The organism is Snodgrassella sp. CS2 (genome assembly GCF_050310315.1).
In the GTDB taxonomy this organism is placed as follows: Bacteria; Pseudomonadota; Gammaproteobacteria; order Burkholderiales; family Neisseriaceae; genus Snodgrassella; species Snodgrassella alvi_E.
Genome location: NZ_JBNPBA010000004.1, coordinates 56757 through 77881, shown reverse-complemented (window position 1 = coordinate 77881; position 21125 = coordinate 56757). Strand labels below are relative to the sequence as shown.

The window sequence follows — 21125 nt, the reverse complement described above, 5'->3', positions numbered from 1 at the left end:
CAAATCTATACTTATTGTTTGGATAAATATCCACCCAGTCTGGAGCAAATCAACTTCACATTAAATGCAGTCAAACAAATGCATTGCCTGATAAATCTATCAATGAAAGTCACAATCAAACAAAAAACTTCCGGATTCGAAACAAATCCGGAAGTTTTATTCACGATTCAGCTAAAAGGTTTAGTTGTTGCTCCACTTGAAGCCAACACCGGCATTAAAGCCAACCTCTTTGCCAGTAGTGGAAACACCTGCACCCCAGCCGATATTACCGCTATTACTCATTGCCTTGTAGTTGGCGCCTACAGCGGTATAGCCACGATAAGTACCTACACCCACACCAACTGCCTGCTCACCGGCATTCAGAGAAGGCAGATAAGCACCGGATAAGGCCATGGCCAGAGCAGTACCAGAATAAGCACGACGCTCAGTACGCTGAACACGCTCATTTACTTGGTTCACATACTTATTGATGTTCGTAATCTGATTATTAACACCTTTAAGTTGAGCCACATTCACAGCATCAGTGTCAGCAGTACCAGCTGCAACACCAGTTATCTGACGGTATACACCCTTAGATGCATCACCTACAGATACCGCTCCTTCTGTACTTCTTGTGGCACGGATTGCTGCTGCTTGCTGCGATGTTGCTGTTACTGGAACATATCCTTCTTTTCCAGCAGCCGTGCTCGCTACTGATCCAGCACCCAGAGCCACACCACCAGACTGTTTCACCTGAGCATTGCTACCCAGAGCCACGCCATTGGCAGCAGGAGCACTGGCTGAATCACCAATCGCAATCGCTGAAGTACCACTAGCCATTGCTGCGCCACCCACTGCTATTGAATCAGCACCTTGAGCAATTGATGCAGCTTTAGCAGAGTTGATCTTCGCATACTTGGTGCCATAATTCTGAATGTTTTGCAAAGCATCAGCGACATTATTTGCTGTTACATTGCCACCAGTAGGCGTAGACGTATCGTATTTAGGTGGATTGATAGCATTCGAACCCGGTGTGTAAGACGTACCCAGACCTGATGCTATGGAAGCAATCTGGCTGCCAACAGCTTGACTGATCGCGGTAGACAGACTATTCAATTGTGCGTCTGAAACCGTACCAGTTGGCAAACTATGTACCAATGTACTCAGATTATCCAGGTCTGTTTTCACATCCCACAACTGACCAGCATTAACTGCCTCTAAAGAACCTTTGTACATTCTACCGTCAGCCACATTGGTAATACGCTGAGCTGCACCACTGCCATGACTGGCATCATAAGCCCCCAACGTGCCATTCCACTGCAAGGCATTCTTCGTCAGGTTAGTAATATTAGTGATCATTTCCCCTGTCGGAGTATCTTGCAAAATACTGGTGATTGTAGATAATCCGGTTGAAGTAGATGTTGATAAACTTGTCAGTCTTGATCTTTCGATATACAACTGGCCGCCATTGACAGCATCATGTGAATCTTGGTCAACTATACCATCAGCCACATTGATAATCTTGCCATATTTTCCGTCAAAATCTCGAGTAAGTTTATTTGGTCTTCCAGCATCAAACCCGTTTTTATCATCACTCCATTGCAGGCTCTTATCCTTCAGCTCTTTCACATCTTTTTGAGTATTGCCAAAGCTGGTAGACAGGCTGCTCAGACTGGTGCTCGTGTTTGTAGCCAGCTTATCCAGACTGTCACTGGCGGTACTCAAACTACGTGACAAACTCTCATATCCGGTAGACATAGAGTTACTGATACTGTTGATACCTGAAATCACAGTTGATGAAACTACTGTTGACAGACTATTCAGACCAGTGGAAGTAGAACCAGACAATGCATACAGCTGGCTACCATTTATCGCATCAGTAGAATCCACTGCTACGCGGCCTGCAGCTACATTGGTAATACGCTGAGCTGTACCACTACCATGACTGGCATCATAAGCGCCCAGTGTGCTATTCCACTGCAAGGCATTTTGCTGCAGGGTAGTCAGGTTTTGATTAGTGCTGCTTAAGCTGGCCGTCAGACTAGTCAGACCGGATGAAGTACTGCTGCTCAGGCTGGTTAAGCCTGTGCTGGCACTAGCCAGTCCTAATTGAGTGGTGCTGGTCAGCGTATCCACTTTGTTATTAACATTAGTCAAACCTGCTGATGTGGCACTGCTCAAGCTGCTTAGTCCCGTACTGCTGCTGCTCAGTCCTGCCTGCGTCAAAGTAGACAGGCTGTACATCTGAGCACCGTTAATGGCATCACTAGAGCCGGCACTGATATTTCCGTCAGCAATACCGGTCAGATTCTGCGCACGACCGCCACGAGTTGCATCATAAGCGTTCACAGCATTGTTCCATTGCAGTGCATCCTTTTGCAGATTACCTACATTGGTATTGGTATCACTCAAACCAGTTGACAGACTGCTTACACTCTTAATTACTGTACTGAGGCTATCAGTAACGATGGTAGACAGACTACCCAGCTGATTTTTGGTTACCTCATTCAGATTAGTAGACAGGCTGCTTAGTCCGGTTGAAGTAGAACCAGACAAACTAAACAACTGGCTACCGTTAATTGCATCAGTAGAATCCAAGGCTACCCGGCCGGCCGCTACATTAGTAATACGTTGAGCTGTACCACCGCCATGACTGGCATCGTAAGCTGTTAGCGAACTATTCCACTGTAAGGCATTTTGCTGTAGGGTAGTCAGGTTCTGATTTGTGCTACTCAGACTGGATGTCAGACTGGTCAGACCGGTTGAAGTACTGCTGCTCAGGCTGGTTAAGCCTGTGCTGGCACTAGCCAGTCCTAATTGAGTGGTGCTGGTCAGCGTATCCACGCGATCATTGACAGTAGACAAACCAGCTGATGTAACACTACTTAAGCTGCTCAGCCCCGTACTGCTACTGCTCAGCCCTGCCTGTGTCAGAGTAGACAGGCTGTACATCTGGGCACCATTGATGGCATCACTTGAAACAGCGCTAATATCTCCACCAGCAATACCGGTCAATTTCTGAGCATGGCCATTACGGGTAGCATCAAAAGCACCGCTCACACTATTCCACTGTAATGCATTTTGCTGCAAGGCTGCTACATTGGTATTGGTTTCTCTCAGACCTGTAGACAGACTGCTTACATTTTCCGTTACCGTACTGAGACTGTTTGTCACTATAGTAGACAGACTACCCAGCTGATTTTTTGTTACCTCATTCAGATTAGTAGACAAGCTGCTTAGTCCGGTTGAGGTGGAGTTAGATAATGTATACAGCTGGCTTCCATTTACTGCATCAGTAGAGTCTGCAGCAAGACGTCCGGCACTAACATTGGTAATGCGCTGTGCAGTACCGTCACGACCAGCATCATAAGCTGAAAGTGAACCATTCCATTGCAAGGTATTAGCCTTCAGCGTCGTCAGATTTTGATTGGTGCTGCTTAAGCTAGCTGTTAAACCAGCCAAGCCTGTTGCTGTACTGCTACTCAGCGTGCTCAGATTGCTATTGGTACTGTTCAAGCCTGCCGCAGTTACCGTAGACAGACTATAGAATTGCCCGCCGTTAATAGCTTCAGTTGAAGCTGCATTGACTGCACCAGCACCGATGCCACTCAGTACTTTGGCTTCTCCATTTCGACTAGCATCGTACACACCCTTGCCTGCATTCCACAGCAGCGCATTGGCCTGCAGTGAAGATACACTAGCATTAGCTGCCTGTAATCCTTTATCCAAAATCTGTAGATTGGAAGAAGTCGTACTGGTTAGGCTGCTTAGACTGTTGTTGATGCCAGTAATGCTGTTTGTCGTTGTATCAGACAACTGATTCAGCGCATCTTTAGTGCTACTCAGTCCTGTTGTAAGTGTACTCAGGCTAGTGCCATAGGCAGTAGACAGTGTATTTAACGCTACATTAGTAGAGCTCAGACTTTGATTCAAAGTATTGACACTGGCTGTTGTACTGGTGGACAAGTTATACATCTGAGCACCGTTTACAGCATCAGTAGAATTTGCAGCTATGGAACCTGCAGCTACCTGAGTAATATTCTGTGCCTGACCTGTACCATGATCAGCTACGTAAGCACCTTTAGTTTTATTCCACTGCAACGCATCTGCCTGCAATGAAGTGACATTACCATTAATCTTACTTAAGCCGGTAGAAAGGCTGCCGATATTATCAGTTACCGTACTGAGGCTGTTAATCACAATGGTAGACAAACTACCCAGCTGATTTTTAGTCACTTCATTCAGATTAGTAGACAAACTGCTTAGTCCGGCTGAAGTGGAGCTAGACAATGTATACAACTGGCCACCGTTTACTGCATCGGTAGAATTCAGAGCTACCAAGCCCGCAGCTACATTAGTAATACGCTGCGCTGTGCCACCATGTCCGGCATCATAAGCTGACAGCGAATTGTTCCAAAGTAGGGCATTATCTTGCAGAGCAGAAACTTTGGCTGTCGTAGAGCTAAGATCGGTATCTAGTTTATTCAGGCTATTCGTTGTATTAGCAGTGAAAGTATCCAGTTTACTGCTAACAGTGCTAACACTATTACCTAATATAGTAGAAAGACTTGTATAGCGATTATCTACCGTTGTTCTGATGCCGGTAGAAAGGTTGTACAACTGAGTACCATTAACTGCATCAGTTGAATCAGGAGCTACGTTGCCGGCAGCTACATTAGTGATTTTCTGTGGCTTATCTGTACCATGATCTGCACTATAGCTACCATTTTTCCACTGAAGAGCATCCTGCTGTAATCCAGCTACGGTACTAGTAGTTGAGCTCACAGTGCTGCTCAGGCGTCCTAGTGTAGTGGATGAACTATTGTACAAACTACTCAGACTATTTTGAGTAACAGTAGAAAGATTAGCAATATTGTTTGAAACACTTGTAGATAAGCCGCTCAGCCCAGTAGAGAAGCTAGAAGACAGAATAGCTACACTGTTTGATGTCGTAGAGGACAAGCTGTTGAAAGCATTCGATACCGTAGTAGACAAGCTACTGAAAGTAGTGGAAGTACTAGTAGACAGATTGTTTAGTTTTTCCGGCCAAGACGTAGACAGGCTATCTAATGTCTGTTGGGCTGAGTTCAAACCAGATGATAGTGAGCGAGATACATTTGCCAAACTGGTAGAATATCCTGAGGAAGCACGATACAGTTGTGCGCCAGTAATCACATCACTTGAATCTACTGTTTCAGCACCTTCTGCAACACGGGTAATTTTAGCTGGCTTGCCAGTAGCATGGCTAGCATCATAACCTGTCAGAGCAGAATTATACTGCAACGCGTTCTGCTGCAGCTGGCTTACTTTGCCACTAATCACCTCGGTAACAGTTGAAAGACTAGATACACCACCGGCTTTGACAATCGTGCTTAAAGAAGATGAAAAATTGTCAAATCCTGTGCTAACACTGTTTGAAAGGCTAGATATTTTGGTATTGGTTGTAAACAACTGGCCAGCAGTCGCTACATCACTGGAATCCTGCGCAAGTGTACCTGCAGCAACATTGGTAATCTTACCTAAAGCACCTGCTGTACCATGACGGGCATCGTAGGCACCTTCATTACCTAAACTATCATTCCACAGCAATGCGTTCTGCTGCAATGTATTCACATTAGCGTTAGTTACTTTCAAGCTGCTGGAAGCAGTAGTAGATAATTCAGTTAGCCTGTTATTGGTGTTGTTCAAACCAGTTGAAAGGCTGGCCAGATTATTAGTATTCATCTCAGTTAGAGAAGAAGACAAGCTGCTTAAACCATTTACCACACTGTCTGAGATCGAGCTTATGCTACCAGACAGTTTGCTAACATTAGTATTGGTTGTAAACAACTGGCCACCAGTAACTACATCACTTGAATCTGCACTTAAAATGCCATCCTTAACATTAGTAATACGCTGATAGATACCATTATGACTTGCATCATAAGCACCTTCACCACCATTCAGATCCTTATTCCACAATAAGGTATTTTGCTGCAGCACACCAATATTGGAATTGGTAGTCTGAAGAGAAGTTGAGGTTGAGGTAGTCAGATCATTCAGTTTGATATTGGTTTTATTTAATTCGTCTTTCAAACCAGCAAGACTATTGTTGCTGATATCCTGAAGCGAACTAGATAATTCACCAAATGTAGTACTAACACTTCCAGACAAAGATGTAAGATTACTATTAGTGGTAAACAGCTGACCACCAGTAACCACATCGCTGGAACCGGCTACGGCATTTCCATCCAAAACATTAGTAATCCGCTGAGCCTGTCCATTATGAGTAGCATCATAAGCTTTCAAATCACCATTCCACAGCAATGCATTTTGCTGCAAAGTTGAAAGGCTGGTATTGGTTGCAGTCAGCTTAGCGTCAAAACTACTAGACAAACTACTGATTTTACTATCAGCAAAATTGTTCAAAGCTGTGGATATACTACTGATACCGGTTGAGGCTGATGATGAAATCGAACCAAGAGTATTAAAAGTACTGCTAGATATATCGCTCAAAGTACTATTAGTAGTATACAACTGGCCACCAGTGACTACGTCACTTGAATTAGCTCCTAAAGAGGCATCGGCCACATTAGTAATTTTTTCTGATCCACCTATCGCACCGTGGCTAGCATCATAAGCACTAGCAGTACTATTCCATTGTAAAGCATTCTTTTGTAATGCTGTCACATTAGCACTGGTAGAAGCCAGACTATTATCCAAAGTTGTAGATAATGTTCTTAGTCCAGATTTCAGTGAGTTATCCAGAGTATGAGTCAGATCGATCAAATCATTACTAGTGGCAGTAGATAATGTATTTAATCCAGTAGACATACTAGTAGACAAGCCACTGACTGCGGTATTGGTAGTATACAACTGGCCACCGGTAACAACATCGCTGGAGCCTGCTGTGGCACTACCATCAGCTACATTGGTAATTCTCTGTTTTTCATTTGTAGCACCATGACTTGCATCATAAGCATTTGCAGTATTATTCCACTGCAATGCATTCTGCTTTAATGAATTTAAATTAGTATTGGTTGTAGTCAGACTGTTTTCAGCAGCAGTAGAGAGAGAACCCAAACCTGTAGACAGGGATTTATTCAGATTAGCTGAAATATTATCTAGACCGGTAGAAGCAGAACCAGATAAGCTTTGTAGTCCATTATTCAGTTTGTCAGTCAAACTACTAACACTAGTATTGGTTGCAAATAGCTGCTTACCTGTAACCACATCACTTGAATCAGCGCTAAGTATGCCATCTGCTACATTAGTAATTTTCTGTGTGGTATTGGCCAAACCATGGCTAGCATCATAAGCACCAATATCATTATTCCATTGCAAAGCATCTTTTTGCAAAGCTGAAATATTTGTATTGGCAGATTGCAGACCAGTACTGAGAATAGTAGACAGGCTTTGTATTCCTTTTGCAGACAAGCCTTCTAATGAAGTAGATAAGCTGTTTAGACTTTCTACCGTAGAGCTAGAAAGCGTATACAACTGTCTACCTGTTGCTACATCTGTTGAATTAGCTGCAAGTGTGCCATCCATTACATTGGTAATGCGCTGATTTTCGCCACCATTTCTGGCACTGTATGCTTTATCAGCAACACTCCATTGCAAGGCATTTTTCTGCAGATTAGCAATATCTGCCTGGCTATCACCTACTGCAGACGATAAGCTGCTGATTACAGACTTAGAAGAATTCTGTAATGCAGTATTCAGGCTACTTAAACTATTCGTAGTTGATAAAGACAATGTATCTAGAGTGGTATTAGTTGTGTATAACTGAGCGCCAATAACCACTTCACTGGAATCTGCTGTCAGATCGCCGCCTGCTACTCCTGTAATCTTCTGAGCATTACCACTGCGGCTGGCATCATAAGCAGTTTTAGCTGAATTCCACAAAAGCGCCTGATCTTTCACAGCAGTTAATTTAGTGCTGGTATCTGCCAGACTGGAATTAACTGTTGAAGTAGTACTCGCTAATTTGCCAGCCGTAACAGTGGAAAGACTATACAGCTGACCACCATTAATCGCATCAGTGGAAGCCTGATCAGTACTACCTGCTTTAACATGAGTGATCTTCTGATCCACATCACCATGTCTAGCATCATACGCACCTTCTTTCCACAGCAATGCATTACTCTGCAGCCCAGTAACACTATTACTAATAGTACCAGCTACCAGAGAAACTTTATTAATATCTGCAGTGGTTGAAGAAATTATCTGATCTGAAAGCTGAGACAATCCAGTTGAAACACTACCGGATAAAACTGTCAGATTTGAATTAGTCGTATATAGCTGAGCACCATTGACAGCATCAGTAGAAGCGACAGATAAAATATCACCCGCGGCAACCTGAGTAATTTTTTGAGGGCTGCTGCCACGCAGGGCACTAAATGCTTTTAAGTTATCATCCCATTGTAAAGCATCAGATTTCAGATTTTTAATACCTGTAGAAGTAGAACTCTGCACGCTTGATAAGCTAGTGCTAACATTACCCAGATTAGTGTTGATGTTAGACACTACATTATCCACACGGCTGGATAGTGCAGTAGATAGGGTAGTAATATTGGTATCAATACTGGTTGATAAAGAAGACAAATCAGCGTTTGCAGACTGTAGGTCTGAACTTGTTGTTGATGTTAATGTACTGATACTTTTATTAGTGGTAAATAATTGTCCACCTGTAACTAAATCTGAAGATGTAGCCTTGCTGATGTCACCAGCAGCAACATTAGTTACCTTACGCTTTGTACCTGCATAGCTGGCATCATAAACATCACCTTTAAGCTGCAAAGCCACATCACTAAGATGGTCAATACTGTTTCCAGTAGCCACAGACAATGAAGAAATAGTCTTATTCGTAGTATCAAGTACTGTACCCACAGATGTCGATAGTGAGTCTCTTTTTGTATTTGCATCCTGAATACTTTGACTGGTTGAAGTAGACAACCGGCCAAGACTAGAATTAGTTGTAAACAACTGCCCACCGTTAACTACATCTGTAGATGTAGCTTTAGAAATATCGCCGGCTGCAATATTGGTAATTTTTTGTGCTTCACCATTACGGCTGGCATCATACATACCGTTTTTCAATTGCAATGCATCAATATTCAGCTGGCTCAGACTAGTTGAAGTACTGGTTACAAGAGTATTCAATTGATTAACGGAAGACGACAGCGTTGTGCTAACAGAAACTGAAGTCGAATTAAAATTGGTTACTGCACTACTGATGCTGCCTAATGAAGATGTGCTTAAAGAAGCTAACTCTGTATTAGTAGCGTATAACTGCCCACCATTCACTGCATCTGTCGAACCCGGTGCGCTAATATCACCAGCACTAACATTAATGATTCTTGCTGTTTTTGCTCCACTGGCTGCATGAGATGCATCATAAGCCAATTCTTTTGCATTCCATTGCAACGCATCTTCCTGAAGGTGCTTAATTCCGGTAGATGCTGAAGTATTTAAGGAAGTAATATCAGAATTTGCTTGATTAAAACGAGTGGTAATACTGTTTGTCAGATCAGTTAGATTACTTGTAGTTGTACTTATTGATGTAGAAGCAGATGCCAGAAAATCAGTTAAATTACTGTTTGTAGTTGACAATCCGGTTGATGTAGACGAAGAAAGTGAACTCAGACTGGTTGATGTGGAAGTGCCCAGACTTTTAAGCTGGGCTACATTCACTGCATCTGTATCTTGTGTACCAGCAGCAAGTCCAGTAATCTGTCGAGTCAAGCCCGAAGCAACGTCCCCAATTGCTACAGCATTTGCTGTACTGTTCCATACAGGTGAAGCTGTTGCAGCATCACGGGAGACACTTGTTGATGGATTATACCCAGCCACACCTTTTGAAGTAGAAGCGACAGAACCACTACCTAAAGCAATACTATCATCAGATTTGGCAGAAGCACCCTGACCAATTGCTACGCCATTGGTACCACTTACCTGAGTATTATTACCCAATGCCAAAGCATTGGCTGCACTTACATTAGCCGTATTACCAACAATCATTGCTCCAGTGGCTTGTGCAGAAACAGTATTACTGCTACCCAGAATTCTTATGTTATCAGCTTTACTAATTCCTTCTGGATCAGTCTGGATAGTATTTTTATTACCAAAAATACCAGTATTATCAGCGGCAATCGTACCGTTCTGATTACCAAAAGAATAAGTTCCTTCACCGTTGACTATAGTTACACCGGTTGCAGCAGTAGTCTGGGTACCATCTGTACTGTTAAAGCCTGTAGTAGTACCGGAACCACCAATAGCTCCGGAACCTTTACCATTCACCTGATTAGCTGAACCAATACTGATACTCTGCTCCGCATTTGCCTGAGCTGAATTACCGATGGCAAGAGCAGAATCTTTTTTGGCCTGAGACTGTACACCTAAAGCCACCGTACCATCTGCGCTGGCTTGAGACATCAAACCAGCAGCCACACTACCCACACCATCAGAAGAAGCCACAGAACCTAAAGCCACACTGGATACACCAGTAGCCTGAGCACCAACACCAAAAGCAATCGCAGCTCGACCAGAAGCGAGAGCCGCTGTACCAATAGCCATCGCACCACCAGCTGTAGCAGTAGCATTGGTACCAAAAGCCATTGAATAGTTACCAGTAGCATAGGAGCCACAGCCAGATGCAAATGAGTAAACACCATATGCAATGGGCATTTTACTTTGCGCTCCGCCTGTTATCGTTCCTTGCATGGCGGCTGCATCTGCATTTACCGAACCGATTGTTGTTCCGTATGGAGTTTTAGTGCCACTAGCAGTGTTATAAGTAGTGTTTTGGGCAAAACGTAAATACTCATCAAGTGCACTTATTTGTGTACCAGAAATACTTCGATTAGGATCTCCTCTTCCAACGACTTCATCCGCCCCACAAGTATAAGGTATAGTAGTACCATTAGCTGCAAAATCATTAGCACCATTGAGAATGATGGAACCATGACTTGCCCATTTATAACTAGGTTGATCTACCCCATTAAAACCCGCATTAGTATTACCTACCCATGCCAGATTGGCAGCATAAACAGTTGGTGCCAGTAAAGACAAGTTTAGAAAAGAGGTCAGAAGACTTAGTTTAAAAATTGAACTAAATCTAATTTTATTATTTTTCAAACCTGTTACAGATAGAGAGGAAACTGTATCAGACTTGGTTTTGCTTTTAGCTAGTTCGGAAGCAGCTACCCAAGTCTGGGTCGTTTCATTCCATATAGCACGATATATTTTATTCAATTGGTTTACTCCTGATTAGAAATCATGCCGTCAAACAAAATTCTGGATAACTTAAAATAAAGTTAAATCTCTAGTTAAATCTTTAAGTAATATAACATAAATATTTGTTTGGATGTAGTAAACGAGACCAGTTAGTGTTTAACACTGTTAATTAAATTATTTTTTTGTTTTATACAACCCAATGAAAATAAAGACATTTTTTCTATATATCGTTAGGACTCTTCAAACTAAAGACTGAGGAAATACTTTGTTCAAATGTTATTATTGTCTTATAATAACCACAGTGTTGCTGTTGTTAACTATTCATATTTCCATAAATTTAAAATCATTTATTCAAAGAAATGAGTACTTAACTGTTTATATACAAAAATAATAAAATAGTATATTGATATTTTAATTATTAATCAATAAAAACCAATATGTATATGATAAGTTATCTTTTTCAAGTTACATTATTTTTATCTTTTAAATAAGATACTTATTCACATTAAAGAGTTGTTTTAGTAGAAAAAATCAATTAATTTTAAATATTCACATACATTAGAGAATTTTTATTTCATATATATAATATAGTAAGTTTCATAATAAAATATATTTTTTTGGCATATTAGATAAAGCTGATGCTACTTATTTCAATCTTACAAAATATGAATTTTATTATCACAGATATTTACAAATAACCTATATAAATAGTTTCATAATAAAATTATCTTATATATTATTTATTATATAAATCCGTAAATTTTCTAAAACAACCTAAAATTTTCGATTAATATTATTTAACCAGATAATTTTACTGTTCCATTTCCTTTTCAACATCGATTAAAGCGCGACGAGACAAAGCCAAAGTAGCACGATTACTATCCAATACAGAGTATAAAAACAGGCTACCTAATTTTTTTAGCGGACGGATAAGATGATACTGATGTCCGACAGTAATAAGAATATCCTCAATTTCATCATTTAATTCCAGCATCTGCATGGTTTTGATTTTAGAACGGATAACTTCTGTACTGCTGGCTGCGGCAATTTCCAAATCTATTTTATTGATGGCACTGCCAGCCATCAGCATACCATTATCATAATCAACCACTGCAGCTGCTAGTGCACCTTCTACGTTTAACAATTGTGCTACCACAGCCTGATAGTTCATTCTCTTATCCTGCAAAAATTAGAAATTAGGCCAAATTATATCAGTTATTGTATTCAAATTTTCTTACCCATTGCAACATATTCTTTAGCTGATTTTAAATTCAGTAGTTTCATGCTACCTGAGGTAAGTGATGAAATGCCGAAGGCAGTAGCCGATTATGTGGAAAAGTTACCCATTCATATGCTTCTGGCTGATTAAGTAGTTGCCGTAAAAGTGCATTATTAATAGCATGCCCAGATTTATAGCCCTCAAAAGCTCCGATAATTGGATGGCCCAGTACATACAAGTCACCAATTGCATCCAGAATCTTATGGCGTACAAATTCATCTGGATAACGCAAGCCTTCAGGATTAAGAATATCCATATCGTCAATCACTATCGCATTGTTTAAATTTCCTCCCAATCCCAGATTGTGACTACGCATCAGTTCTACTTCCTGCATAAATCCAAAAGTTCGTGCCCGCGAAATTTCATCGATATAAGATTGCCCCGAAAAATCAATCTTAAAAGTCTGATTACTGCAGTTAAACACTGGATGATCAAAATCTATGGTCAAAGTTACCTGAAATCCTTCATATGGAGTAAATTTCACCCATTTATCCTTTTCTACAAGTGTTACTGTCTCTTTAATACGTAAAAAGCGCTTTTCTACAGGCTGATCAACTACGCCTGCATCCTGTAATAAATAAATAAAAGGTAAACTAGACCCATCCATAATGGGAATTTCCGGTGCGTTCAACTCTACCAGAATATTATCAATTCCATAGGCAGCAAATGCGGACATGATATGCTCAATGGTACCAATACGAATGCCATCTTCTGTCACAACAGTCGAAGAAAGTCGGGTATCGTTAATCAGTTCTGGTGTCAGTTGCACAATACGGCCTTGTTCACCGGTCAAATCTATCCGCCGAAAATGTATCCCGGTATTAGAAGCAGCTGGATGTAATCCGAGTCTGACTCGCTCTCCCGAATGCAAACCCACACCAGTTACACTAATGCTTTTCGCTAATGTCCGTTGCAACATAATTTTTCCTGACTAATCTGCATACCTTATGGTAACGAAATTTTCTTATGGCAGTCATGAATTCTGCCAAACAGTGGATAAATTATTGCTATCAAGGTTCATTCCAATTAGTTTTCCACTGCAAACTAAAATTTCGCAAAAATTATCCACAGAATCCACAAAATATTCCCAAACCAAGATTTTAACTTATCAATATTTAAACATAAGATAAATATAAATATTTTAAGTTATCCACAGAATGTATGGCTTCGTCTTTGTCTTCATCATTTTATTATTTATATTTTTATTAGAATAATAAATTAAGTTTCTATGTGTTCACGTATTCCTGTTATTTCTACAATATTATCTATTACTCTAAAAAGCACATCCCAATCAAAAAGATTCACTACAAAAATCTTATTAGATTTATATTGATGAGCTGGTCTTGGATCATGAGCTAAACTTTGATTAATCAAATCATAATGTTTTGTATCTAAAGAAAATAATCTTACTTGTTGTAAAGCTTCTGGTGACCAATACACTCTCAGCTGTTCATGTTCGCGAGCAAAACCACAACGTGCATGAGGCTTCGCCTCAACAAAAGGAATATAAGGTTTGATATCAATAACAGGTGTCTGATCTAAAAAATCCACACCACTGATGTGTATACGAACATGTTTACTACATTCGATTCGTTCCAGTTTCACCAATGATAAACCTAGATGATTTGGTCGATGTGGGCTACGAGTCGCAAAAATCCCTTTTTTTTCTTTACCTCCCAATTTAGGTGGGCGAATTAATGGCTGCCAACCTTCTTTTACGGTGGCATGAAAAATAAACTGTATCCAGATATATTCATAATCTTCTAATCCGCGTACACAATCAGTTGTGAATTCTTTGGATAAGTCTATATATGCCAAAGCAGCTGGAACAAGACCAGGCTGCCTGGCTACACCAAATTTCTGTTTATAGGGAGAAGTAATATATCCAATTGGCTGGATTGACCAATATCCTTTGGATACTTCACAAGAATGAGACATCATACTAAATACATATTTATTCACTTGAGCATATTGTACGGGAATCAGTGTATATATCTGTATATAAGTTGTGGATATTGATATAATAAATTGTTTTATTTATCTATATTTGTAATAAAAAGAAAATAGCTAGCCTATTTCCGATGTACATAGCCAATTCAAATCATTTGAATAAAATGTTATGCTATAAGTTTGAAGTTTTCCCATATAACTTAAAAAAATTCAATGTAATATAGATAATTTATTATCTATGCTGACTGATGGATTCTTAGCTAAATTCAGTTCTGATTAATAAAATAAAAAGTATCAGGCTTCTAAAATCAAAGCTTTGATTTAGGGAAATAAGAATAATGATTGAATGCTGTATGTGGATAAATAAAAAGAGTAGGGAAGAGGTTGAATACTAAATTTATATTAGAAAATTATTTCCCAAATTATGATTTTGTTTGTGGATGTAGGTAACTAACTTTGACATAAAAATTTTCTATTATTTAACGTTAAACCATGCCACTTTATTTGTGATTAAAAGGGAAATTTTTTAAAGTAATAAACACTCAAAGTTTAATAAAATCTCATAAATAAAATTCTATTAAATGCTATTAGATTCTGTTCATTGCCAGACAAACAGGTAGTTAATAGTGGTTTATCGGCAGTGTGTTTATATTTCTGATACCATGTCGAGTTATTAGGAAAGAAGATAGCAGTATAATTATTTAATTTGACTGATTTATCCATTTTAAGATGGTTATTCTGTAATCAGAATGCTGGTAACACCTAAGATTGTTGCTGGTTTTGATTAATCTAGGGATAGTTCTGATGAAAATATTGGTAGCAATAAAGCGTGTTGTTGACTATAACGTAAAGGTACGCGTTAAAGCTGATGAATCAGATGTGGATATTGGCAATGTTAAAATGTCAATGAATCCTTTTGATGAAATTGCTGTTGAAGAAGCAGTGCGTTTAAAAGAAGCAGGAAAAGCCTCTGAAGTAGTGGCGGTATCAATTGGGGTAAAGCAATGTGAAGAAACCTTGCGAACAGCTTTAGCAATGGGCGTTGATCGTGCCATACATATTGAAACCGATGAAAAACTTCAGCCACTTGCAGTGGCCAAGTTGTTAAAAGCTGTAGCAGACAAAGAACAGCCGCAATTGTTTTTGCTGGGAAAACAGGCAATAGATGATGATGCCAACCAGACGGCACAAATGCTATCAGCTTTAATGAAGGTTTCTCAGGGTACGTTTGCCAGTAAAATTGAATTAAATTCTGATAAAGTATTGGTAACGCGTGAAATTGATGGTGGGCAGGAAGAAGTGGCACTTACATTGCCAGCCGTAATTAGCGTTGATTTGCGCCTGAATGAACCTCGCTATATTAAATTACCTAACATTATGCAGGCTAAAAAGAAACCGCTGGAGAAAAAAACGGTAGTCGAACTAGGTGTGGATATTTCTTCGCGGCTGATTCAGCTGAAAGTAACCGAACCGCCAGAGCGTAAGGCGGGTATCAAAGTAGCTGATGTAAGTGAATTAGTTGATAAACTGCATCATGAAGCTAAGGTTATTTAAAGGAGATATAAATGTCTGTATTAATTATTGCTGAACATCAGCAGTCATGTATAGATGAAGCTACGTTGCATGCCGTAACAGCAGGAAAGCAATTGGGCGATGTGGATATTTTAGTTGCGGGATATGAAGTAGCAGATGTTGTGGCTCAGGCACAGAAAATCTGCGGTGTACGAAAAGTGATATTTGCAGATGCCTGTATTTATGCTCATCCACTGGCAGAAACTTTAGCTCCTTTAATAGTACAACTTTCTGAGTCTTATAGTCATATAATAGCTTCTGCCACTAGTTTTGGTAAAAATTTACTGCCTCGCGTGGCTGCATTATTAGATTGTGAGCCCATATCTGATGTGACAGCAATCATTGACTCTTCCACTTTCGTCCACCCAATTTACGCCGGTAATGCTTATCAGACCATACGAAGTGAACAGCTCAAACAGATCCTCACCATTCGAACCACTGCTTTTCCATTGGCTGAAGCAACTGGAGGCCAAGCGCTCAAAGAACAGATCACACCGGTGGAAGTACCAAACCTAAGCCGTTTTATTGGCCGAAAGTTAACAAAATCTGAACATCCAGATCTCACCACTGCTAAAATAGTTGTTAGTGGCGGGAGAGGCTTAGGTAGTGAAGAAAATTTTGCTCTTCTTTTGAATCCGTTAGCAGATATTTTGAATGCAGCTATTGGTGCTTCACGTGCTGCTGTGGATGCTGGCTATGCGCCAAATGATTATCAGGTAGGGCAAACGGGTAAAGTAGTTGCTCCTGATTTGTATATAGCTATCGGCGTATCGGGTGCTATTCAACATCTGGCTGGTATGAAGGATAGTAAAATTATTGTTGCCATTAATAAAGATACAGAAGCTCCCATTTTTAATGTAGCAGATTATGGTTTGGTTGCTGATTTGAATACAGCTGTTCCAGAATTAATTGCACAGTTAAAATCAATTTTGCATTAAAGCATTAAAAAAATTTGCTAATGTTTCACGTGAAACATTACTGTATTGTGTGAATAAAGCAGAATTAATGGAAACTATCTTGAATTAATGCTATTTTCGGATAGATAAGATTGTCTGATTCTAAAAATTGCCTGAATAGGTTCTATTCAGGCAATTTTAATGAGATATCAAAGAAATTAATAGGCTATATACGATGAATTGTTTACATGATAAACAAAGTTTTGCCTTTGCTTCAGATAATTATGCAGGCGTACACCCAGAAATTATGCAGGCTTTGCTAGTGGCTAATGAAGGACATCAGCCAGCATATGGAGCTGATGTTTATACCCTAGCTCTTCAACAAAAAATAAAACAGTTATTTGGGGAAACGGCTGAAGCATTCCCCGTCTTTAATGGAACGGGAGCCAACGTAACTGCATTGCAGTCGCTATTGCCTCGCTGGGGTGCGGTGATATGTGCCGAAAGTGCACATATTCAGTGTGACGAAGGCGTGGCACCAGAACATTTGGCCGGTGTAAAGTTGCTAACCATTCCTACTGCAGATGGTAAATTAACCCCGCAATTGGTATCCAAACAGGCATGGGGTTTTGGTGTAGAGCATCGAGCGCAACCAGCAGTGGTATACATCAGCCAGTCCACTGAATTGGGGACTTGTTATAGTGTGGCTGAGATTCGGGCTTTATCTGATTACTGTTATCAGCATAATATGAAATTATATGTTGATGGTGCGCGTCTGGCGAATGCACTGGTTGCAGAAAATACAGATGTTAAAACCATGATTACGGCTACTGGTGTAGATATGCTTAATCTGGGCGGGACTAAAAATGGCCTGTTACAGGGAGAGTGTATTATCAGTATGCATCCAGATACACATGCATCTATGCCGTATCTGCGTAAAATTAATGCTCAGCTGGGTGCTAAAATGCGGTTTATTTCTGCTCAGTTTTTGGCATGGTTTGAGCATGATCTGTGGCTGAATCTGGCTGCTAATAGTAATCAGATGGCTACCCGTCTAGCGAATGCACTAGATGAAATTGAGGAAATTACTGTTACTCAGCAGACGCAGGCCAATGCTGTGTTTGCTGTGTTACCTGCACATGCACGTGCCAAGCTACATCAACAATTTCATTTTTATGATTGGGATGAAAGCAAAGGTGAAGTACGGTGGATGACCAGTTTTGATACAACAGAAAAACAAGTGGATACCTTTATCGCTGCTATTAAACAGGCTTTGGTACAGACATGAAAGAAGTTTATCAGTATACAACGCTGGCTACACCGGCTCAGGCAGAATTTAAAGATAAAGGCAGTCGCTTTCTAGGGTTTGCTTGGCCCGTACAAGATGAAGCAGAAATTCGTCAGCATGTACAGATATTAAGAGAGCAGCACCATAAAGCACGACATTGCTGTTATGCATGGCGTCTAGGTGTGGATGGCAACCGATACCGTGCCAATGATGATGGAGAACCTGCTGGCAGTGCTGGTAGGCCCATTCTCGGACAAATTGATTCTGCGGCAGTGACAGATGTTTTAGTCGCTGTTGTACGCTATTTTGGTGGTACCTTACTTGGGGTGCCTGGTTTAATTCATGCATATAAAACCGTTACAGCAGCTGCTATTGATGCTGCAGAAAAAATACAACAAGATATCTGCCAGCAATTACAGCTTCATTGTGAATATGCTCATTTAAGTGAAGCCCTGCGCTGGTGTAAGCAGCATCAGGCACAGGTTTTGAAACAGGACTTACAGCAGAATTGCTCGCTACAGGTGTGTATACCGCTTAGACGGCTGGAAAATGCTCTGGCTGTTTTGCGTAAGATGCGCATAATTGATGTTAAACTGGAGAATTAAATGATATATTGATGCTTATAATAGCTAGTATATTCTGACTAATTGTAATGATATTAAGGGAGAAATAAGTATGAAATTATTGGTTATTGGTAGTGGAGGGCGTGAGCATGCTTTAGCATGGCGTCTGGCTCAGTCGCCTAAAGTCAGTACTGTTTATGTAGCACCAGGAAATGCCGGTACTGCTACCGAACCAAAACTGCAAAATATTGACTTCACTAATCATCAACAGCTAATTGATTTTTGTCGGCAGCAGCAGATTGAGTTTACCGTAATTGGTCCAGAAGCACCTTTGGCTGCAGGCATTGTGGATGATTTTATTGCTGCTGGTCTGGCGGTTTTTGGTCCAAGCCGTTATTGCGCTCAGCTAGAAAGTTCCAAGGATTTTGCTAAGGAATTTATGATCAGGGAAGGTATTCCCACCGCAGCATATCAAACATTCACTGATGCTAAGCAAGCACACCAGTATGTCAGCCAGAAAGGTGCACCGATTGTGATTAAAGCTGATGGTCTGGCATCAGGTAAAGGTGTAATAGTTGCCATGACTCTGGCTGAAGCCCATCAGGCAATAGATGATATGCTATTGGACAATGCTTTGGGTACAGCTGGTGCCAGAGTTGTTATCGAAGAGTATCTTCAGGGAGAAGAAGCCAGTTTCATTGTGATGGTAGATGGTGAACATGTCTTACCTATGGCAACTAGCCAGGATCACAAACGTTTACTTGACCATGATAATGGGCCTAACACTGGTGGGATGGGTGCCTATTCTCCGGCTCCTGTGGTCTCTGCTGCTGTGCATCAACGAGTAATGGATGAAATTATTCTGCCGGTAGTTCAGTCTATGCAAAGAGCCGGTCATCCGTATCGTGGTTTTTTATATGCCGGTCTGATGATTGATCAATCTGGTGCGCCTTATACGATTGAATTCAATTGTAGATTTGGTGACCCGGAAACTCAGCCTATTATGTGTCGTTTGCAGAGTGATTTGGTAGAACTAATACAAGCAGCTTTAGCAGGAAAACTAAATAACATTGCTGCATCATGGAGCGAACAGGCAGCTGTGGGTGTGGTGCTGGCTGCTGATGGTTATCCACAAGCGCCACTTAAAGGTGCTGTAATTTCAGGTATAGAAGTAGCTAATCAGCTTGGCAAAGTTTTTCATGCTGGTACAAAATTGAATGCACAAGGTGAAACGATTACTAATGGTGGCCGCGTATTGTGTGTAGTGGGAATGGGATCAGATATTCATACTGCACAAAAACAAGCCTATACAGCTGTAAACCCTATCCATTTTGATGGAATGCAATATCGACATGATATTGGATCTAAAGCAATAAAGTATGAGAATTAATATAGTTGATGAAAAGTAAGCTAATCCTTGCTTCAGGCTTGTTAGGATGGATTACAAACGATTGAATTTTATTTTCAGAATACAAAAAAATTCATATGAACAAAATATAATAGGTAGTTAGTATGCTTAAATTTTAAGCTTTTTGCTTTTTATAAATTAGCGAATGTATATAATTTATTATGTATTACACATATAAAATTGGTCTACAATAAACTTTAATTTTTAGTAGATACATAAATGTATAAAATTTTGGTATTTGGCTATCAGCGAATAAATATAAACTAAAAGTATAAATGCTATGCTTACCTAATTGATTAATTATTTACAAATGGAATTTATCTGGACTTATTTGTATAAATAGAAAATACTAGTCAAAAAGCCTGATATAAATGTTGATGATTTCCTGATGATAAAAACGTAAATTGTATTAAATTGATTTCAAGTTTATATGTTAATAAAGCTTAAGAAAATTTTTGCGGATATGATGTAGTGGTAGCATAACTGCTTCCCAAGCAGTTCGGACGGGTTCGAGTCCCGTTATCCGCTCCAAAAAATATTTTTAGTATTTATTTGTAATATTAAAGTTGTATCTACTTAATCTAAAATCTGAAGTATTTGCTTTAGTAGATGAAAAAAACTAGGCCATGATACTTGTCTTAAAAAACTCAGCACATATAAGATTGTTCTGACAGTGAATTATATTGGATTTTCATCATATTATTGGTTTAAATGAAAGTTGGTAAAGTGAAGTTATTCTTATATAGAATGATTAATGTATACAAAAAGTAAAATATAGCAATATAAAAGTTGAATGTTCGATACAGTATAATTTTATTGAACAAAACATTAAATATTACTTATTTTGGATATTGTGTTTTAATCTAATTGTTAATTTACCAACAGGAAATTTAGCAAGCTTTATAAAAATATATAAACCAATTGATTGTTAAGAGTATGAATTCTAAAGTAAGTATCTATTAAACGAAACTGT

General features: G+C 39.8%; 9 protein-coding genes and 1 tRNA gene. 6 read left to right on the top strand and 4 right to left on the bottom strand.

Going from position 1 to position 21125, the window contains the following annotated elements; translation table 11 throughout:
• Positions 1-180: 180 nt before the first annotated feature.
• From ACQP6D_RS07060 to tsaA, 4 genes are all read right to left on the bottom strand, one after another.
• The gene (locus tag ACQP6D_RS07060; RefSeq protein ID WP_427857785.1) at positions 181-11214 is read right to left on the bottom strand and encodes an ESPR-type extended signal peptide-containing protein; all 11034 of its coding nucleotides are present in this window, start codon (positions 11212-11214) and stop codon (positions 181-183) included.
• A 793-nt stretch (positions 11215-12007) separates the two neighbouring features.
• Positions 12008-12367 (bottom strand): hypothetical protein, encoded by a 360-nt coding sequence (locus ACQP6D_RS07055; protein WP_427857784.1) that lies wholly within the window; start codon positions 12365-12367, stop codon positions 12008-12010.
• Positions 12368-12476: 109 nt separating this feature from the next.
• Positions 12477-13394: a UDP-3-O-acyl-N-acetylglucosamine deacetylase gene (gene lpxC, locus ACQP6D_RS07050; protein ID WP_427857783.1), complete on the bottom strand. Its 918-nt coding sequence runs from the start codon at positions 13392-13394 to the stop codon at positions 12477-12479.
• Positions 13395-13693: 299 nt separating this feature from the next.
• Positions 13694-14416, bottom strand: a complete 723-nt coding sequence (gene tsaA, locus ACQP6D_RS07045) for a tRNA (N6-threonylcarbamoyladenosine(37)-N6)-methyltransferase TrmO (RefSeq protein WP_427857782.1) — start codon at positions 14414-14416, stop codon at positions 13694-13696.
• An 813-nt stretch (positions 14417-15229) separates the two neighbouring features.
• Here tsaA and ACQP6D_RS07040 point away from each other — a divergent pair.
• The 6 genes from ACQP6D_RS07040 to ACQP6D_RS07015 all read left to right on the top strand — a co-directional run bounded on the left by ACQP6D_RS07040 (position 15230) and on the right by ACQP6D_RS07015 (position 20683).
• The gene (locus ACQP6D_RS07040; RefSeq protein ID WP_370389523.1) at positions 15230-15979 is read left to right on the top strand and encodes an electron transfer flavoprotein subunit beta/FixA family protein; all 750 of its coding nucleotides are present in this window, start codon (positions 15230-15232) and stop codon (positions 15977-15979) included.
• An 11-nt stretch (positions 15980-15990) separates the two neighbouring features.
• On the top strand, positions 15991-16935 hold the full coding sequence (locus ACQP6D_RS07035; RefSeq protein WP_267390975.1) for an electron transfer flavoprotein subunit alpha/FixB family protein: 945 nt from the start codon (positions 15991-15993) through the stop codon (positions 16933-16935).
• A 193-nt stretch (positions 16936-17128) separates the two neighbouring features.
• Entirely contained in the window at positions 17129-18181 is a 1053-nt protein-coding gene (locus ACQP6D_RS07030) for a threonine aldolase family protein (protein ID WP_427857781.1), read from the top strand.
• Positions 18178-18786: an IMPACT family protein gene (locus tag ACQP6D_RS07025; protein ID WP_267390977.1), complete on the top strand. Its 609-nt coding sequence runs from the start codon at positions 18178-18180 to the stop codon at positions 18784-18786. Before ACQP6D_RS07030 ends, ACQP6D_RS07025 begins: the two co-directional genes overlap by 4 nt.
• A gap of 70 nt (positions 18787-18856) precedes the next feature.
• Positions 18857-20134, top strand: a complete 1278-nt coding sequence (purD, locus tag ACQP6D_RS07020) for a phosphoribosylamine--glycine ligase (protein ID WP_427857780.1) — start codon at positions 18857-18859, stop codon at positions 20132-20134.
• Positions 20135-20609: 475 nt separating this feature from the next.
• Positions 20610-20683 (top strand) — tRNA-Gly (locus tag ACQP6D_RS07015).
• The last annotated feature ends 442 nt before the right edge of the window (positions 20684-21125 follow it).